Source organism: Pararhizobium antarcticum, from assembly GCF_001885585.1.
Classification (GTDB): Bacteria; Pseudomonadota; Alphaproteobacteria; order Rhizobiales; family Rhizobiaceae; genus Pararhizobium; species Pararhizobium antarcticum.
In genome coordinates, this window is sequence record NZ_LSRP01000125.1 from 1 (window position 1) to 15,261 (window position 15,261).

Annotated in this window: 16 protein-coding genes; 7 read left to right on the forward strand and 9 right to left on the reverse strand. The window is 58.1% G+C overall.

The genetic code is table 11. The features are described from left to right. Positions 1-505: 505 nt before the first annotated feature. The 4 genes from AX760_RS22105 to traC all read right to left on the reverse strand — a co-directional run bounded on the left by AX760_RS22105 (position 506) and on the right by traC (position 3,846). Entirely contained in the window at positions 506-1,219 is a 714-nt protein-coding gene (locus AX760_RS22105; RefSeq protein ID WP_083531290.1) for an autoinducer binding domain-containing protein, read from the reverse strand. A 177-nt stretch (positions 1,220-1,396) separates the two neighbouring features. Then, on the reverse strand, positions 1,397-3,331 hold the full coding sequence (traG, locus tag AX760_RS22110; protein WP_071835179.1) for a Ti-type conjugative transfer system protein TraG: 1,935 nt from the start codon (positions 3,329-3,331) through the stop codon (positions 1,397-1,399). Further along, a complete protein-coding gene (traD, locus tag AX760_RS22115; protein WP_071835180.1) occupies positions 3,318-3,533 on the reverse strand; it encodes a type IV conjugative transfer system coupling protein TraD in 216 nt (71 codons plus the stop codon). The genes traG and traD overlap by 14 nt, the downstream gene beginning before the upstream one ends. Before the next feature lie 4 nt (positions 3,534-3,537). Next, a complete protein-coding gene (gene traC / locus AX760_RS22120) occupies positions 3,538-3,846 on the reverse strand; it encodes a conjugal transfer protein TraC (RefSeq protein ID WP_071835181.1) in 309 nt (102 codons plus the stop codon). 253 nt (positions 3,847-4,099) lie between these two features. Between traC and traA the strand changes: the two genes are divergently transcribed. The 6 genes from traA to AX760_RS22150 all read left to right on the forward strand — a co-directional run bounded on the left by traA (position 4,100) and on the right by AX760_RS22150 (position 10,695). After that, positions 4,100-7,423, forward strand: coding sequence for a Ti-type conjugative transfer relaxase TraA (gene traA, locus AX760_RS22125; RefSeq protein WP_071835192.1), 3,324 nt, complete (start codon positions 4,100-4,102; stop codon positions 7,421-7,423). Further along, a complete protein-coding gene (gene traF / locus AX760_RS22130; protein WP_071835182.1) occupies positions 7,420-7,986 on the forward strand; it encodes a conjugative transfer signal peptidase TraF in 567 nt (188 codons plus the stop codon). The genes traA and traF overlap by 4 nt, the downstream gene beginning before the upstream one ends. Then, a complete protein-coding gene (locus AX760_RS22135) occupies positions 7,976-9,139 on the forward strand; it encodes a conjugal transfer protein TraB (RefSeq protein WP_071835183.1) in 1,164 nt (387 codons plus the stop codon). Before traF ends, AX760_RS22135 begins: the two co-directional genes overlap by 11 nt. A gap of 14 nt (positions 9,140-9,153) precedes the next feature. Further along, positions 9,154-9,768, forward strand: a complete 615-nt coding sequence (locus AX760_RS22140) for a TraH family protein (RefSeq protein ID WP_071835184.1) — start codon at positions 9,154-9,156, stop codon at positions 9,766-9,768. A 138-nt stretch (positions 9,769-9,906) separates the two neighbouring features. Continuing rightward, positions 9,907-10,104, forward strand: a complete 198-nt coding sequence (locus AX760_RS22145; protein ID WP_071835185.1) for a hypothetical protein — start codon at positions 9,907-9,909, stop codon at positions 10,102-10,104. Between the two features lie 66 nt (positions 10,105-10,170). Then, positions 10,171-10,695, forward strand: coding sequence for a Fic/DOC family protein (locus AX760_RS22150; protein ID WP_245295079.1), 525 nt, complete (start codon positions 10,171-10,173; stop codon positions 10,693-10,695). 264 nt (positions 10,696-10,959) lie between these two features. On the opposite strand, the gene AX760_RS22155 is transcribed toward AX760_RS22150, so the two are convergent. Beyond that, positions 10,960-11,172, reverse strand: a complete 213-nt coding sequence (locus AX760_RS22155; protein WP_071835187.1) for a helix-turn-helix domain-containing protein — start codon at positions 11,170-11,172, stop codon at positions 10,960-10,962. 215 nt (positions 11,173-11,387) lie between these two features. On the opposite strand from AX760_RS22155, the gene AX760_RS22160 reads away from it, so the two are divergent. Continuing rightward, entirely contained in the window at positions 11,388-11,696 is a 309-nt protein-coding gene (locus tag AX760_RS22160) for a transcriptional repressor TraM (RefSeq protein ID WP_071835188.1), read from the forward strand. Between the two features lie 11 nt (positions 11,697-11,707). Here AX760_RS22160 and AX760_RS22165 read toward each other — a convergent pair whose 3' ends face one another. The 4 genes from AX760_RS22165 to trbG all read right to left on the reverse strand — a co-directional run. Next, positions 11,708-12,412, reverse strand: a complete 705-nt coding sequence (locus AX760_RS22165) for an autoinducer binding domain-containing protein (protein ID WP_071835189.1) — start codon at positions 12,410-12,412, stop codon at positions 11,708-11,710. Positions 12,413-12,757: 345 nt separating this feature from the next. Continuing rightward, a complete protein-coding gene (gene trbI, locus AX760_RS22170) occupies positions 12,758-14,059 on the reverse strand; it encodes an IncP-type conjugal transfer protein TrbI (RefSeq protein ID WP_071835190.1) in 1,302 nt (433 codons plus the stop codon). A 12-nt stretch (positions 14,060-14,071) separates the two neighbouring features. Continuing rightward, positions 14,072-14,509, reverse strand: a complete 438-nt coding sequence (gene trbH, locus AX760_RS22175) for a conjugal transfer protein TrbH (RefSeq protein WP_071835191.1) — start codon at positions 14,507-14,509, stop codon at positions 14,072-14,074. Between the two features lie 3 nt (positions 14,510-14,512). Continuing rightward, the coding region (gene trbG / locus AX760_RS22180) for a P-type conjugative transfer protein TrbG (RefSeq protein ID WP_071835193.1) at positions 14,513-15,261 on the reverse strand (749 nt) is incomplete at its 5' end.

Sequence of the window (15,261 nt, forward strand, 5' to 3'; positions counted from 1 at the left end):
AATGGAAGCCAACCTAACTGATCATGTTTGGGATATGGAAGAGATTATCGCGATCATGGACGAACGCGCGCCGAGGCCGGGTCGCCCGAAAACTTACAAAAAGAAGATTTCAGACTGATGCACTACCGACTGTCCAGAATGATGCCGAAAGGAGCACATTCTACAGCCAAGTGAAGAACCTTCTCAATGGTTTTACCAACGACAGCGTCGAAGCCATCCACCTCCAGAATGTGATCCAGGAGGCCAAAATAGTCTGCTTTCGTCGAGCCTATGACGATGAGAGGTCGCACAACGCAATCCTGTTTGTCTTGACACGGAAAACGAGCAGGGCAGTGCCAAGGATCGAAGAGACCTTGACCGGACCGCCGATCTGCCGCCGATCCAAATGGTACAGGACCTACTCTTTTGGGATCAAGCGATTGTGCCGCCTGGTGTGCCGCAATTTTGAGGTGATATCATCTGCACAGCCGAAAATGGCGCGCGCCGGATCAGAGCCCTTCAGTGGCTAGATGAGGTTCAGCCGGGCTGCTGTCGCAGCGGCCTGGATCAATGTGACGGCACCAAGTTTCTCACGGGCGTTGTCCAGATACGCGCGAACTGTGGTGTACCTGATCTCAAGAAGCTTGGCTGTTTCGTCCATCGATTTGCCTTCTGCTGCCCATCGAAGACAGGTCGCTTCCTGCGTCGTCAGCCTGATGCCGCCAAGCGCTCTGAATCGCGGATGTCGAAAGCTGAGATATGCGTGGGTCAGGGACGCGACAGCTATGGACGGGCCATGATCCAGTTTCTGGTTTTCAGTGACCATCGCCTGGCTGGAAGCGAAGGTCAGGAGCGACATATGGCCAAAGCCTGCAGGGACAGGGATGGTTACCCCTGAGCAAATACCCAAACCATTTGCTTCCCTGGAAAAGTCGCGTTTTTCCCCGTGCTTGAATTGGCGCTCGCCCATCGACCATGTGAAGGGAGCCTTCTTTCGCTTTGCGGCTTCAACAACCGGATCCACCTTCTGGTATGATTGCTTGAAATATCGGACTTGCCATTCCCGCGGATAGTTCGAAATGGCGACGGCGGCTTTGGATCGCACGTCGAGATAGGCATACATTTCAAATCCGAGATTATGTGCCAGGTTTTGAAGCGACCGTTTGAAATGCCGCTCCCGCTTCGCGAACCGGATTGCATCTATGTAGCGATAGAATTTATTCCATGGATCAACGGGCATTCGGGTCTCCTGCGCTGATTTACTGAGGAAGGTTTGCCGATCAGATCTCCGGCAGGCGCTCCGAGCTACTGAAATTGTGTGTCCGCAGGATTTGCTTGCTCAGCCAAGCAACATCGACAACGGGCGGTGAAGCGCAACGGCATTTATAACTTTGGTTGTGGGAGCGCCTTCCCAATCTCAATCGGTCCTCGCGGAATTGCCGGACTGGTGAAAGCGGTTTTGACGGACGCTGCTTTTCATGTCCTTTCGCCGAAACCAGATGGCACGGCCGCATCTCAGTGGCGGATTGCCAGCGGTAAAGACGATCTGTTCGTCGGCGCGCATGCGCAGCACTTCATGCGGCTGGATCAGCGCCCTGCTCGCCAGCAGTTTTGAGCGGGTTCGAGATGATCCTTTCGACTGGGAGCTTCGGCTGACCTGGTCGATCTCCACGGTCGTCATCCCGCAGCGGCGGGAAATGTAATCGGCCGTCTCGGGATCATTGATTGCCGAGAAGCTGATCCAGCTGACGCTTTCGAACCATTTGCTCGACGCATCGCGGCCGCCATAGGTTTCGCGCATCTGGCCGATAGACTGGAAGATCAACGTCAGCGTGATGCCATACTTGCGACCGGCATCCCGCGCGGTCTCGAGGATCCGCATGTAGCCGAGCCGCGCGACCTCATCGAGGAGGAATAAAGCCCGCCCGTTCATGACTCCATCCCGGTTGTAGATGGCGTTCAGGAACGAGCCGATGATGACGCGCGCCAAACCCGAATGGGTCTCCAGCGTCTTGAGATCGATGTTGATGAACACGTCGACCGTACCGCTAGCGATGTCCTCAGTCGAGAAACTCGATCCCGACACGAGTGCCGCGTAGTTTGGATACGACAACCAGTGCGTTTCCTTGATCGCGTTCGCATAAACGCCGCTGAAGGTTTCCGGCGTCATGTTGACGAAAGCCGCAACGTTTTCCTTCACGAAGTCCGACTTCGAATTGGCGTGGATCTTCTCCAACCGCTCGCGGAGCTTCGGCTCCGGCTCGGCAAGGTTCTGTCGAACCTGGCGCAGCGTCTGGTCTTTCGCTTCCGTATGTCCAGACAGGCAGACATCGGCGATCATTGCGGTGAGCAATTGCAGGCCCGATGCCCGAAAGAAGTCGTCGCGCACGCCGGTTGCCCGGCCGCTATCGCTCATGATCCAGGACGCGACGGCTGCGATATCTTCCTCCTTTGTGCCACCGTGCCCGCCAATCCAGTCGAGCACGTTCAGACCCGTTCCGGGAATTTTTGGATTGAGGATGTGGACATCGCGTCCGGCCTTGCCACGATGATCCGCAACCATGGGTGCGACCTCGTTCGACGGGTCGAGAACCACGAGTGATCCACCCCACCTGAGGGCAGTCGGGATTGTCACGGACGTCGTCTTGAAACCGCCGGAGCCGGCAAAGACGATCCCGTGCGATGAGCCGAACGATCCGTCGAAGCAAAGCAGCGGGGACTTGCCGCCCTGCCCCCAGGTCTCGGGCCTGTCGGCGCGAAACGAAACGGCCGCGGTGCTGTCCCGATCGACGCGATAGCACTCGCCGATGACGATGCCGCCTCCGTTGGAAAACAGCTTTGCCGCATCGGTCAATTTCATCCAGTCGGCTTCACCATGCATGGCGCGTTTGCCCCTGATGCGCTTCGGCTCGGATCGTGCGAAGGCGGCATTGCCGATGACACCGACGCGCATGGCGAAGAAGCCGGCGATCAGGGCCGCGGCAGCGCCGATCATCGTGGCCGGATCCAGATAGTCGGTCACGGATTTGCCTGATGGCAAGTTTCCGGCGAAAGCCGCAAGGCGCGATCCCTCACGCAGCGCGGCGATCATGATCACCGTCACGCAGCTGGCGACGACACTCCATCCGGCGAGACGAATGTGCATCGACCCGGCCGAGGCAAACAGAAACACGACGCCGAAAGCAGCGGCGGCGACATACGGCGCCGCGATGCCGGCACGGCCCAGGGTGAGCTTCGCTGCCTCAGTCTTGCCTAAGCCTGCAAGCCAGGTTTCCATTCCGGTCAGGCTCACGGTGATGACGAGCATCAACACCACAGGCATGATGACGAGTACAATCCTATTGACCGTCATTGCCGAAGGCCTCCGCGCCGATAGACGTAAGACGTACCCGCTCCGTGTCGTCAGACTTGAGGCGGCGGTCGAGATCGATGAGTGCGCCCAGCAACAGCGCGCGTTTCTCGTAGCGTAGTCCGGCTTTGACGATCAGACCTCCGAGCTCAATCTTGTCGCGCGTGTCCTTCTTGCGAGCGTCCGATGCAGCGTTCCGACCCATGCGCTCAAGCCTCGCTACCGCTGCCCTGAGCCGTGCCAGTCGAGACCGGCGCGGTTTCCAAGGCGGGGCTGGTGCTTGCACCTTCCCTCCCCTTCCCGGTCGATCCACTCTTGTCGGACCCTCGACCTCCCCGAAACCTTTTGGCCACGTCCTCGAACGCTGCCTGCAATTCCGTCTCGTCGATTTCGAAATCACCGAGACCTGTTTTAAGCGCAATACGGCCGATCCGCTCGGCTTCCCGTGTCTCCGCATGCTTCAGTTGATCCTGCAGCTTGGCGATTTCTTCGCGGATTTTTGAGGATGGTTTCTTCATTTCCGATTGTCTCCTTGCCGAGAAAGCTTGTCTTTCGAGGCAAGGATCTCAGAGCGAAGTGCGCAACGCACTACTGTGAATCCTACAATCGCCATGGGCGATGCTTTGGTGAATGATCCCAGCCGTTCGCAAGGACGGCTTCCAAGGGCGCAATTATACGTCGCTATTACGACGCCCTGCTTTCAGTGCCCCGGCGGGGCCGCCACTTGCAAACAAGCTGTTGATTTCATTCGCAACCGGAAAGAACTCCGAAGTGGCCGTCCCGCATTTCTCAGTCAGCATCGTTGCTCGCGGCTCCGGCCGCAGCGCTGTGCTGTCGGCGGCCTACCGGCACTGCGCCAAGATGGAGTTCGAGCGGGAAGCCCGGACGATCGACTACAGCAGGAAGCAGGGCCTCCTTCATGAAGAGTTCGTGATCCCGGCCGATGCGCCAGACTGGCTGCGTGAGATAGTCATTGAGCAGTCCGTCGCCGACGCCTCTGAGGCATTCTGGAACAAGGTCGAGGATTTCGAGAAACGGCCGGATGCGCAACTCGGCAAGGACGTCACCATTGCCCTGCCGCTCGAGCTCTCGTCCGCCCAGAACATAGCTCTGATGCGCGACTTTATCGCCGAGCACATTACCTCGAAAGGAATGGTGGCCGACTGGGTTTATCATGACGTTCCTGGCAATCCGCATGTCCATCTGATGACGACGCTGCGTCCGCTGACCGAGGATGGATTTGGGGCCAAGAAGGTGGCCGTCGTCGGACCTGACGGAAAGCCGCTGCGCAATGATGCCGGCAAAATCGTCTATGAGCTTTGGGCGGGCAGTGCGGACGCTTTCAACGCTTTTCGCGACGGCTGGTTTGCCATCCAGAACAAGCATCTTGCACTTGCCGGGCTTGATATCCGCATCGACGGGAGGTCCTTCGAAAAGCAGGGCATCGAGCTTGCGCCAACCATCCATGTCGGCGTCGGCGCAACGGCGATCGACCGGAAGAGCGAGCAAGCCGCCGATCCCTCGTCAATGCTCCCGCCCAAGCTTGAACGGATCGAACTGCAGGAGGAACGTCGGGCGGAGAATGCGCGGCGGATCCAGCGCAAGCCGTCGATTGTCCTTGACCTCATCACGCGGGAGAAGAGCGTCTTCGACAGCAGGGACGTCGCCAAGGTCCTGCATCGCTATATCGATGATGCGGGCCTGTTCCAGAGCCTGATGGCTCGGATCATGCAGGAGCCGGATGTCTTGCGGCTCGACAAGGATCGGCTCGATTTCACGACCGGCGTGCGGGCGCCTGCGAAGTTTACGACGCGTGAGATGATCCGGCTTGAGGCCAAGATGGCAAACCGCGCGATCTGGCTGGACGCTCGATCTTCGCACGGCGTGCGCGACGCCGTGCTTGAGACGACCTTTGCGCGTCACGTGCGCCTGTCGGACGAGCAAAAGGTTGCGATCCGTCATGTCGCGGGAGAAGCGCGGATCGCTGCCGTCATCGGTCGCGCCGGTGCTGGCAAGACGACCATGATGGCGGCGGCACGCGAAGCATGGGAAGCAGCCGGCTACCGCGTCGTTGGTGGCGCTCTGGCAGGTAAGGCGGCCGAGGGTCTGCAGAAAGAGGCGGGGATCGCCTCGCGCACTTTGTCGTCGTGGGAACTCCGTTGGGAACAGGGTCGAAACCAGCTGGACGACAAGACGATCTTCGTGCTGGACGAGGCCGGTATGGTGTCGTCGAAGCAGATGGCGCTTCTCGTGGAAGCGGTCACGGCGAGCGGCGCCAAGCTCGTTCTGGTTGGCGATCCCGAACAGCTTCAGCCGATCGAGGCAGGTGCTGCCTTCCGCGCGATCACTGAGCGTATCGGCTACGCGGAGCTTGAGACCATCTATCGCCAGAACGCGCAATGGATGCGCGATGCCTCGCTCGATCTTGCCCGCGGTAATATTGCCAAGGCAGTCGCTTCTTACGCTGCCAATGGCCGGATGATGGGATCGATCCTCAAAGACCAAGCGGTCGATAGTCTGATCTCCGACTGGAACCGGGACTACGATCCATCAAAGACGATGCTGATCCTGGCGCATCTTCGCCGCGACGTCCGGATGTTGAACACGCTTGCACGGGCCAAGCTGGTCGAGCGTGGAATGATCGAAAGCGGCCATGCCTTCAGGACCGAGGATGGCATTCGCTATTTTGCGGCTGGCGACCAGATCGTTTTCCTGAAAAACGAGGGATCGCTTGGCGTCAAGAACGGCATGCTGGCCAAGGTGGTCGAGGCCACGCTAGGGCGCATTGTCGCGGAGATCGGCGATGGCGCTGATCGCCATAGGCTCACGGTCGAACAGCGTTTCTACAACAACGTCGATCACGGCTACGCCACCACCATTCACAAGAGCCAGGGCGCCACCGTCGACCGGGTCAAAGTGCTGGCCTCGCTCTCGCTCGATCGGCACCTGACCTATGTGGCAATGACCCGTCACCGCGAAGATCTCGCCGTTTACTATGGCGCGCGGTCCTTCTCAAAAGCTGGTGGGCTGACCGAACTTCTGTCACGCAAGAATTCCAAGGAAACGACGCTCGACTACGAGAAAGGCGGTTTCTATCGCGCCGCTCTGCGGTTTGCCGACGCGCGCGGTCTCCATCTCGTCAACGTCGCCCGCACCATTGTTCGGGATCGTCTGGAGTGGACCGTCCGGCAGAAGCAAAAGCTGGTCGACCTCACGAACCGTCTCACCGCAATCGGCACGCGGCTCGGGATGAAGCACACCGCCAAGTCGGTGACCACCAACCCCACGATGGAGATGAAGCCAATGGTATCGGGCATCACCACATTCCAGAAATCGCTGGAGCAGAGCGTCGAGGATCGGCTTGTTGCAGATCCCGGTCTGAAGAAGCAATGGCAGGATGTCACAACCCGTTTCCATCTTGTCTATGCAGACCCGGAAGCGGCCTTCAAGGCGATCAATGTCGATGGCATGCTGAACGACAAATCCGCCGCGACTTCGACCCTGGTGAAGATTGCCGGTGAGCCGGAAAGCTTTGGTGCGCTCAAGGGCAAGACGGGTCTCCTTGCCGGGCGTGCCGAGAAGCAGGAACGGGATACAGCACTGGTCAATGCGCCTGCCCTTGCGCGCAACATCGAGCGTTACCTGCAAACGCGCACGGAAGCGGAACGCAGGCACGAGACCGAGGAACGCGCGGTCCGCCTCAAGGTCGCTGTCGACATTCCGGCGCTCTCTGGGTCGGCCAAACAGACCCTCGAAAAGGTCCGTGACGCGATCGATCGCAACGACCTTCCCGCAGGTCTCGAATTCGCGCTTGCCGACAAGATGGTGAAGGCAGAGTTGGAAGGGTTTGCCAAGGCCGTGAGCGACCGGTTCGGTGAAAGAACCTTCCTCGGTGTTGCCGCGAAGGAGCCGAATGGCGAGGCGTTCAAATCCATCACGGCGGGCATGTCGGCCAGCCAGAAATCTGAGGTGCAGTCGTCGTGGACTGCAATGCGAACCATTCAACAACTTGCAGCCCATGAGCGTGCGACGGAGAGTATCAGTCAGGGGCAAGTCCTGCGCCAGAGCCAAGCCAAAGGACTATCCCTGAAATGAGTGGCGCCGCACACGCCCAAACAGCAACTCGATCTGACCGGAAGACGGCGACCGCCATTGTCGTCAGTGCAGGGATTGGCGCGCTTTCTATTTTTGAGATTGGATGGATCGGTGGCTACAGGATCAACCTCACGCCGAGCGAGCCACTTGGTCTCTGGCGTATCGTCCCGCTCGATCGACCAGCCACGGTCGGCGATGTCGTGTTCATCTGCCCGCCGGAGACAGCGGCAATGCGTGAGGCCAGGTCTCGGGGATATCTGCGCAGCGGTCTTTGCCCGGCTGGCTATGCGCCTCTCATCAAAACGATCATTGGCGTCGCAGGACAGGACGTTGAGGTTGGCGTCGATGTCCGGATCGCCGGTCATTCCGTGCCACGGTCCAACATCTCGGTTGTCGATGGCGAGGGTCGCCCCTTGACCGGCTGGAGTGGCGGGGTCATCACTGTTGGATTTTTATTTATCCACTCCGACTTCATCGGTTCGTTCGACTCCCGATATTTCGGCCCTATTCCCGCATCCAGCATTCTCGGACTGGCCAGGGAGGTATGGACTTATGTTCCGTAAAATCGCTCGGCCCGCCGTGCTTATGGGCCTGTCAGCGGCGACCGGATGGATCGCTTGGAGCGGCGTCGCGTTGCTCCTGCCAGTCTCGCTCTCATTCCCGATTCTGTGGTCGATTGCTCAAAGCAGAAAGATCGCCGCATTGGTTTCGGCCGGATACTTCCTTGCAGCCTCAAGAGGACTGCCGCAGGGCGTCGCTGCCTTCTACCAGTCCGACCTCTGGCTTGGTCTGTTCCTTTGGCTCTGCGCATCTCTAGGCTTCGTTGTCGTCCATTCGATACTGTGGACTGCGAATGCGCGTGCGCGACCGTTCCGCTATCTTGCAGCTGTCATGCTCATGGCTGTGCCACCGTTCGGGATTACCGGCTGGGCGCATCCGCTCACGGCCGCGGGTGCCCTATTTCCCACATGGGGATGGTGGGGGATCGCGGCGATGACAGCCGGCCTGATGGGCCTCGTAACCCTGGTATGGCCGGCTGTCGCCATGGCGCTTGTGAGCGTCTGGCTGTGGTCCGCCGCGACCTGGACCGATCCAATTCTACCGGACCGATGGCGCGGTGTCGATCTTCACTTTGGTTCTTCGCTTGGGCGCGAGACCGGGTTCTACCGCCAGCGCGACCTGATCCAGATCGTGCGCGAGGCGGGCTCTGGATCAGGACGGGTTGTTGTCTTGCCGGAGAGCGCAGTCGGCAATTGGACACCAACCGTTGAGCGTCTGTGGATCCACGGTTTTGCAGACACGGCCGTCACCGTCGTCGCCGGCGCGACCGCGGTGACCGAAGAAGGGTACGACAATGTTCTGGTCGCGATTTCTGCCCAGGATGGCAAGGTCCTTTATCGACAGCGGATGCCGGTGCCAGGGTCGATGTGGCAGCCTTGGCGGTCGTGGCTTGGCCAGAGTGGCAGTGCGCGCGCCGATTTCTTCGCCAATCCGGTCGTAGAACTAAGTGGAATGCGGATTGCTCCTCTCATCTGCTACGAACAACTGATCGTCTGGCCGGTGCTGCAATCGATGCTGCACGATCCCGACGTCATTGTCGCTGTCGGTAATGGCTGGTGGACGGAAGGAACGTCCATTGTCGACATTCAGCTCGTCTGCCTCAAAGCCTGGGCACGGCTGTTTGCCAAACCCCTCGTCATATCCTTCAACACGTGAAGTTTGGAGTCATCATGCTGGACGCTGCCCTGATACAACAATGCGCCGACCCTTCGCTGAAGTCTGCGATCGTCGAGCAGTTCATCGAGGCGGCAGGTGCACCCGATCCCCTGACGGTCACCGTCAAATCCGGCAGTCGTGTGTTTCTGGTTCCGATGCCGAAAACCACCGACGAGGCGATGGTCATCATCCGCGAGAATGTCGGCCGAGCCGTGGTCCGCGTCGGCCTGACGCAGTTTCCGGCAGGCGTCGGCATCAAGGAGGCCTCGGAACTGACGGTCGATCTTGTCGATGCCTGCGCGAACCTGCGTATGGGAAGCCAGATGTTTGCCAAAATCCTCCGGATTGTCTCCAAGTGGTACGGAAATCCCAAGAGCGACGAGGTTTTTCCGCAGATATTCGAGGATGCCGTCTATGCCTGGAAAACCGGGGAGTTTGAAGGCGTGGAGGTGTTTCAGGCGGAAGATCCAGGTGGGTCGATTAACAACCAAAAAGAACCAGCCGATGTCAGTGAGGAGGGGGTTTTGAAACCGGAGACGCCACTCAATGCTGAGTCGGGCCCGCAGGATCAAAAGGACATCAATGCTTCCGGCATGCGGATCGACCTGTCCAGGATTCTTGGAAACTGACCCGTCAGATTCCGGAGGCGATAGTTGGTCGAGTTTTCGACGCCTGCCGACCATGGGCCTGTAGTAAGCACCTTACACGGGGTGAAAGCGCATCAGAAAACCCTTTGGCGCTTCTGAAGGTTGTGATAGGTTTTTTGCATGGAAAAGAGAACTGCTTCCGTTGCGACGAAAGGCGAGATTGGACGGCTCACTCGTGAACGCGCCGAGAAAATCAGTGCGGTCGAAGGGCTTTCACTATCCCCGCGTATGAAGCGCCTTTTCGAAATTTCCGCTGACAAGACGGCCGACGAGCGACGGGCATTGGTCCGCGAGCAATTCGCCAAAAAGTCCGCCTGATCCTTGGTATATACCGCCGAATCAGATCCCCTCTGCTATCCGGGAACGACAGTTCTCCGAAACCTTTTGGATCTTGAGGATCAGAGCGAAATTGACGAATACGAGGTCGCTATGTTCGTGATCCGATCAGAAGAGCCATGGCCCGAGGGCGAGCTCGACTATGCCCACTATCAGGCCCTTCACCGGCATCTGTTTCAAGATGTATATGCTTGGGCGGGAGAGGCCCGCACCGTCCGCATCGGCAAGGGCGGAAACTGGTTTTGCTATCCGGAATACATCAATCAGGAAATGGTTCGGATATTCGCAGAACTGGCATCGCAGAACTACCTGTCGGGGCTTGCTCTGGAAGTCTTTTCAGTCAAGGCCGCGCACGTCCTTGCGGAGATCAATGCTGTCCATCCTTTCCGCGAAGGAAATGGTCGTACTCAGCTTTCATTCCTCACGATTCTGGCTGAAAATTCGGGCTTGCCGTTCAACCCGGATGTGTTGGAACGCAACAGGGTAATCAGCGCTATGATCGATAGCTTCAGTGGTAACGAGGCCCCTCTGGCACAGCTCATTTTCGATATCGTCAATGCGAACACTTCATAGAGTTCCAAGGTCGGCGACGATCTGCGCCATCATAGCGAGGGCTGCCGCTTATCCGCTCAGGCCTAGCCCATCAAATGAAAGCAGCCGTGGCCGTCATCTGGAGTAACAAACGCGAAAGATATGTGGCGGCATTTGTCAATCGGAAATTTCACGAATCTGCACTGGAGGGCTTGTTGGCTTTTACCCACACCACGCTTGCCTTAAAGTGTCACCATGTCCGTCGGTCAGGAGACGTTTCTCAAATAGAGGACGAATGATGAGGCATCAATTTGCTTTTGTCAGAAGCTCGGCCGGCTCGACACCGAGGGCTTCCGAAATCTGTCCAAGAACGGTAACAGTAGCAGACTTATCGGCACGCTCGATAGCCCCTATATAACGGGCGCTCAGCCCCGCGAGGTCTGCCAGTTCTTCCTGAGTCAGGTTCTTCCCATGACGGATCCGACGCAGGTTGATCGCCATGGTCTCCTTGAGATCCATGACCCTAGCGGAGCCTGAATGGGAACCATAGTTCTAGGAACGATAGTTCCGATTCGGAGCGTTATGTTATATTCAGGCATATGATTCACATTGATGCTTTCAGCATAAGCTAGGGATGCGCGTCCGTTGGCGACGTCATGTGGTGATGCCTTAACCCGTATAGTGCGGGCCACGTGCATGCTCTGATGGTAATGGAGTGAGTGAATGGAAAACCAATGGAACATGTAGGCTTGGGTCAGAACACCTCAAACGAGGTGACACCCCGTTACAGTTCGATGCAAAAATCCGAACTGGAGGTTCTTGCCATTGGTGCGATCAACGAGCACCGCAACCTGCTTGCGGCAGACGACGCCGTCTACGAAGAGTGGACGCGTGCGAACGATGATCCGACGATAACGACCTCCGTGCTGCGCTCTCTTCAGGATGAGTACCTTGCGCGTCAAGAGAGGTCCGAGACACAGCAGAGGAAGCTCTCCGAGATTATAGATGCCCTGGGCTACGTCCCCGAAGTCCCGGTAGATTGAGAAACGGCAGCTTAGAATAGCCCACGCTCTTTCGCCATGACGACGAGCTGCGGTATGGTTCGGGCATCAAACTTCTGCCGCGCGCTATCGAGATAGTGTTGTACCGTCCTCGCATTAATGCCGGTAAGTACAGCTGTTTCATGCGTGGTCTTTCCTTTTGCAGTCCACATGACGCAGCGAGCTTCCCGTGGTGACAACATCCGGTTCGGCGTCATAACCATGGATGCGGCGGTAAGCTTCAAACGATAATGGACAGCCATGACGATCTGGAGCGCAGTTCTGGAGTCGAGCGCCGTTGGGATTCCCACCTTTGGATCAGGAGACGCAAAGGTCAGCATTGTGGTAGAGCCGAAACTGCCTTCAACCGGAATGGTGACGCCGGAACAAATGCCGTGATCAATCGCCTCATCGCGGAAACGACGAAGGTCTGACGATCCGCGGGCGGGCCAGTCGTCGGCCGTCCAGGAAAAAATATCGCGTCTGCGCTTTGCTTCCGTCACGACCGGGTCGATGAGAGAATAATGGCTTGCGAGATAGACGCCCTCCCAACGCTCCGGATAGCTGTTGAAGGTCCTGATAGCCAGCCCCTCGGTCTGGAGGTAGGCGAAGCGACTGTAACCATAGGCGTGCCCGAAATGTTTCAGGGCACCCTTGATCATGTGCTCGTTTTGTGCGGTGTCCAGCATGTCGATGAGCGAGCGAACGGTTCCGTCCATGGGCTGTTCTCCTATCTTTTGGCCGGTCTGCCCTGCATTGCCATCTCTGGTTTCCCTGAGGAGGTTTCGCGCTATGCCGCATCGGGGCTAGCAGGTAGATGGACATTGGATGACAAACGCAAAATTTGCTGTCTGCCTGTTTAGTTCCGGCAACCTTGGATACCCGCACACAGCGATGCAGTCCCTTGTACCGTGTAGTTCAGCACTACCTCGCTACGGCCACTTTCACGTCGCGTCAATTCAAAAGTGGTGACATTGAGGAAAGTATTTCAACTAAAAACGGCTATGGACACGTCATGATGCAACCAGGCGCACGACGATCAGAAAAGAGTTAAAGAGATTCGGCTATTTTCCCCGATAGGCGAATGGAAAGATAATGTCCTGATCCACAAGCACATTGAATTTGTAACCCGGCCGGATGTTGATCGTCGGCTGGACGTTCAGGCTCTTGGAAATCGTCTGCTCGGCGACCCGCCCAAAGCTCTCGGCAAAGTTCCTGCGTGCGGCGTCCGATGCCGTGTCCTGGGTTGCAAGCGTCGAGCTTTCCGGCATCGACATGTCGATGCCCGTGCCGATGAGCGCGACGAGTGCGGCCGAACCGAACGTGCGCCAGAGATGCCGATCCACCTTATCCTTGAAGCCGCCATAGCCCTCGGCGTCCGTGCCGGCCATACCGCCGATCTGGAGCGTCGAGCCATTTGGAAAAATCAGATCGGTCCAGACGACAAGGACGCGTTTCTGGCCGAAAGACACCTTGGAATCATATCTGCCGAACAGTTTGGCGCCTTGCGGCACAAGGAGGCGATAGCCGGTTGCACTGTCGTAGACGTTTTGGCTTATCTGCGCCGTGATCCTGCCGGGGAGGTCGGAGTTCAAACCGGATATCAGTGTCGCGGGAATGACGGAGCCGCGTTTCAGCTCAAACGGTGACATTTGCGGCACCACCTTGTTGGGCAAATATCCAAGGTCCTTGATATCCTGGTTGAAGAAGTCCTCTTTCGTCGACTGCCCGTTCGGATCGACGGTCTGGCCCATCACTCCGGATTTCATGGCAGCCGTATAAAGGTCGGAAGCGCTGTTCGTCGGGGGGGTTGCAGGCTGCTGGCCGTTGGCCGCACTTTCATTCGCGGATTTTTCAAGATCGGAAACATCGACTTTCAGGGGTGAGTCCAATGCCGTTGCGCGCGCCTGCAACCGGGCCATCCGTTGGCGTTGGGCTTCCCGGATGTACTGCTCGTCCTGCTCCCGCTTCAGCCGCGCTTTCCAGTCTCCTTCCGACTCGAGGCTCTGCCGACGGTCCTTCCTAATCTCCGGCTGGGGCTCGAACACCGGTTCGCTGATGCGCTCCTTTTCGACGACAATGGGCGTTGGCTGAAAGATCTCCTGTTTTTCCGGTTCGCCGATGATCCCGTCGAAAACACCCCGCTTCAACTGATCGCCAAACGTCGTCGCCGGTGAATTAGACGCGCTCTCCAGGTCGTTGCTCGGGCTGAAGGACAGGCCGCGCCACGAGAGACCGACCACCACGACGCCAAGGAACAGTAGGATCACGACGATTGTGACGATGATCGGAAGCCGGTTCAGCCGGCGCATACCCTGTTGATCATCAGCGTTGCCGGCGCTGCCGAGTTGTAAAGACTGAACCACGATCGCCTCCTATCAGTTTCGCTGCATGATCGAAAGTGGACTTGCGGGCGTCGCACCAGCAGCGGTCGGCGTGTAGGCGCGGCCAAGTGCGATCGATGGGGTGGTCAGGCGAGCCAGAATCTGTCCGTCGAAGTTATCGACCGACCAGGCGAGTTCGAGCGGCTTTTGATCCTTGGCGGCCTTTCCGTCGACGATCACGGTATAGCCCCAGCCCTTCAACGCGGCCTCAAGTGCGGCCGCGTATTCCGATGTGTCCTTTTCCATCTTGATCGTCGTCGGGCCGGCCGGCCCGATCTGCTCAGTGAGCCTGCTCGCCATATCACCGGCGATCGCCCCCGCGGTTTTCCGGTTGAACGCAACAGGATCAGAGTTTGTGGTGAGCGCTTCGTCAGGGGTTTGGCAGCTGGCAAGAGACAGTGCCGTGAGAAGGGGAATGAGGAACCTGCGCATCGGTTATCCTCCCCGCCGAATGGTGATTTTCTGCTTCCGCCAGCCCACGCCCGAAACAAGGATCGCCTTGTCGACCGCATAGTCGACGATCATCATGTCGTTCTTCATGCGATAGTTGACGATACGGTTCTGGCCACCGCTGACCACGAAAAGAACCGGTGCATCCTGTCCCGATATCGATTTTGGAAACTGAATGTAGGTCTTGTCACCGTCGGAATAGACGCGCTTCGGCTTCCAAGGCGCGCTGCCGCTGACCGAATAGGAAAAGTTGAGCTCGTCCGGCGCAGTGCCCGGGATGCCTCCCACCTCGATACGAGCGTTGATGTCGGCTAGTTTGGTGGAAACATCTTCCGGGTACTCGAAACCGACACGGGCCATGTACTGGCTCGGATGGGACTTGAGCTGGATATGATAGGTCCGCCTTGAGGTGGTCACGACCATCGAGGTGACGAGCCCGGCCTCCGATGGTTTGACGATCAGGTGGATGGCCTGGCCCCCTGTCGCGCCGGAGGTGGCAGGCTCGACCCTCCAGCGCACGGTGTCGCCTACGAGAACGTCTCGAACGATCTCTCCACCCTGCAGTTCGATGTCGCAGACCTGAAGGGGCGAGCAAACGACGGAGGGCTGGGTTTCTCCAAACAGGAAGATGACCTTGCCATCGGGACCGGTGGTGACCAAGCCGGGCGTGCCTCGCCATTTGCTGGAGATCTTCGTTCCCTTGACCTCGTTTGATGTCATGGACTGCGCATAGG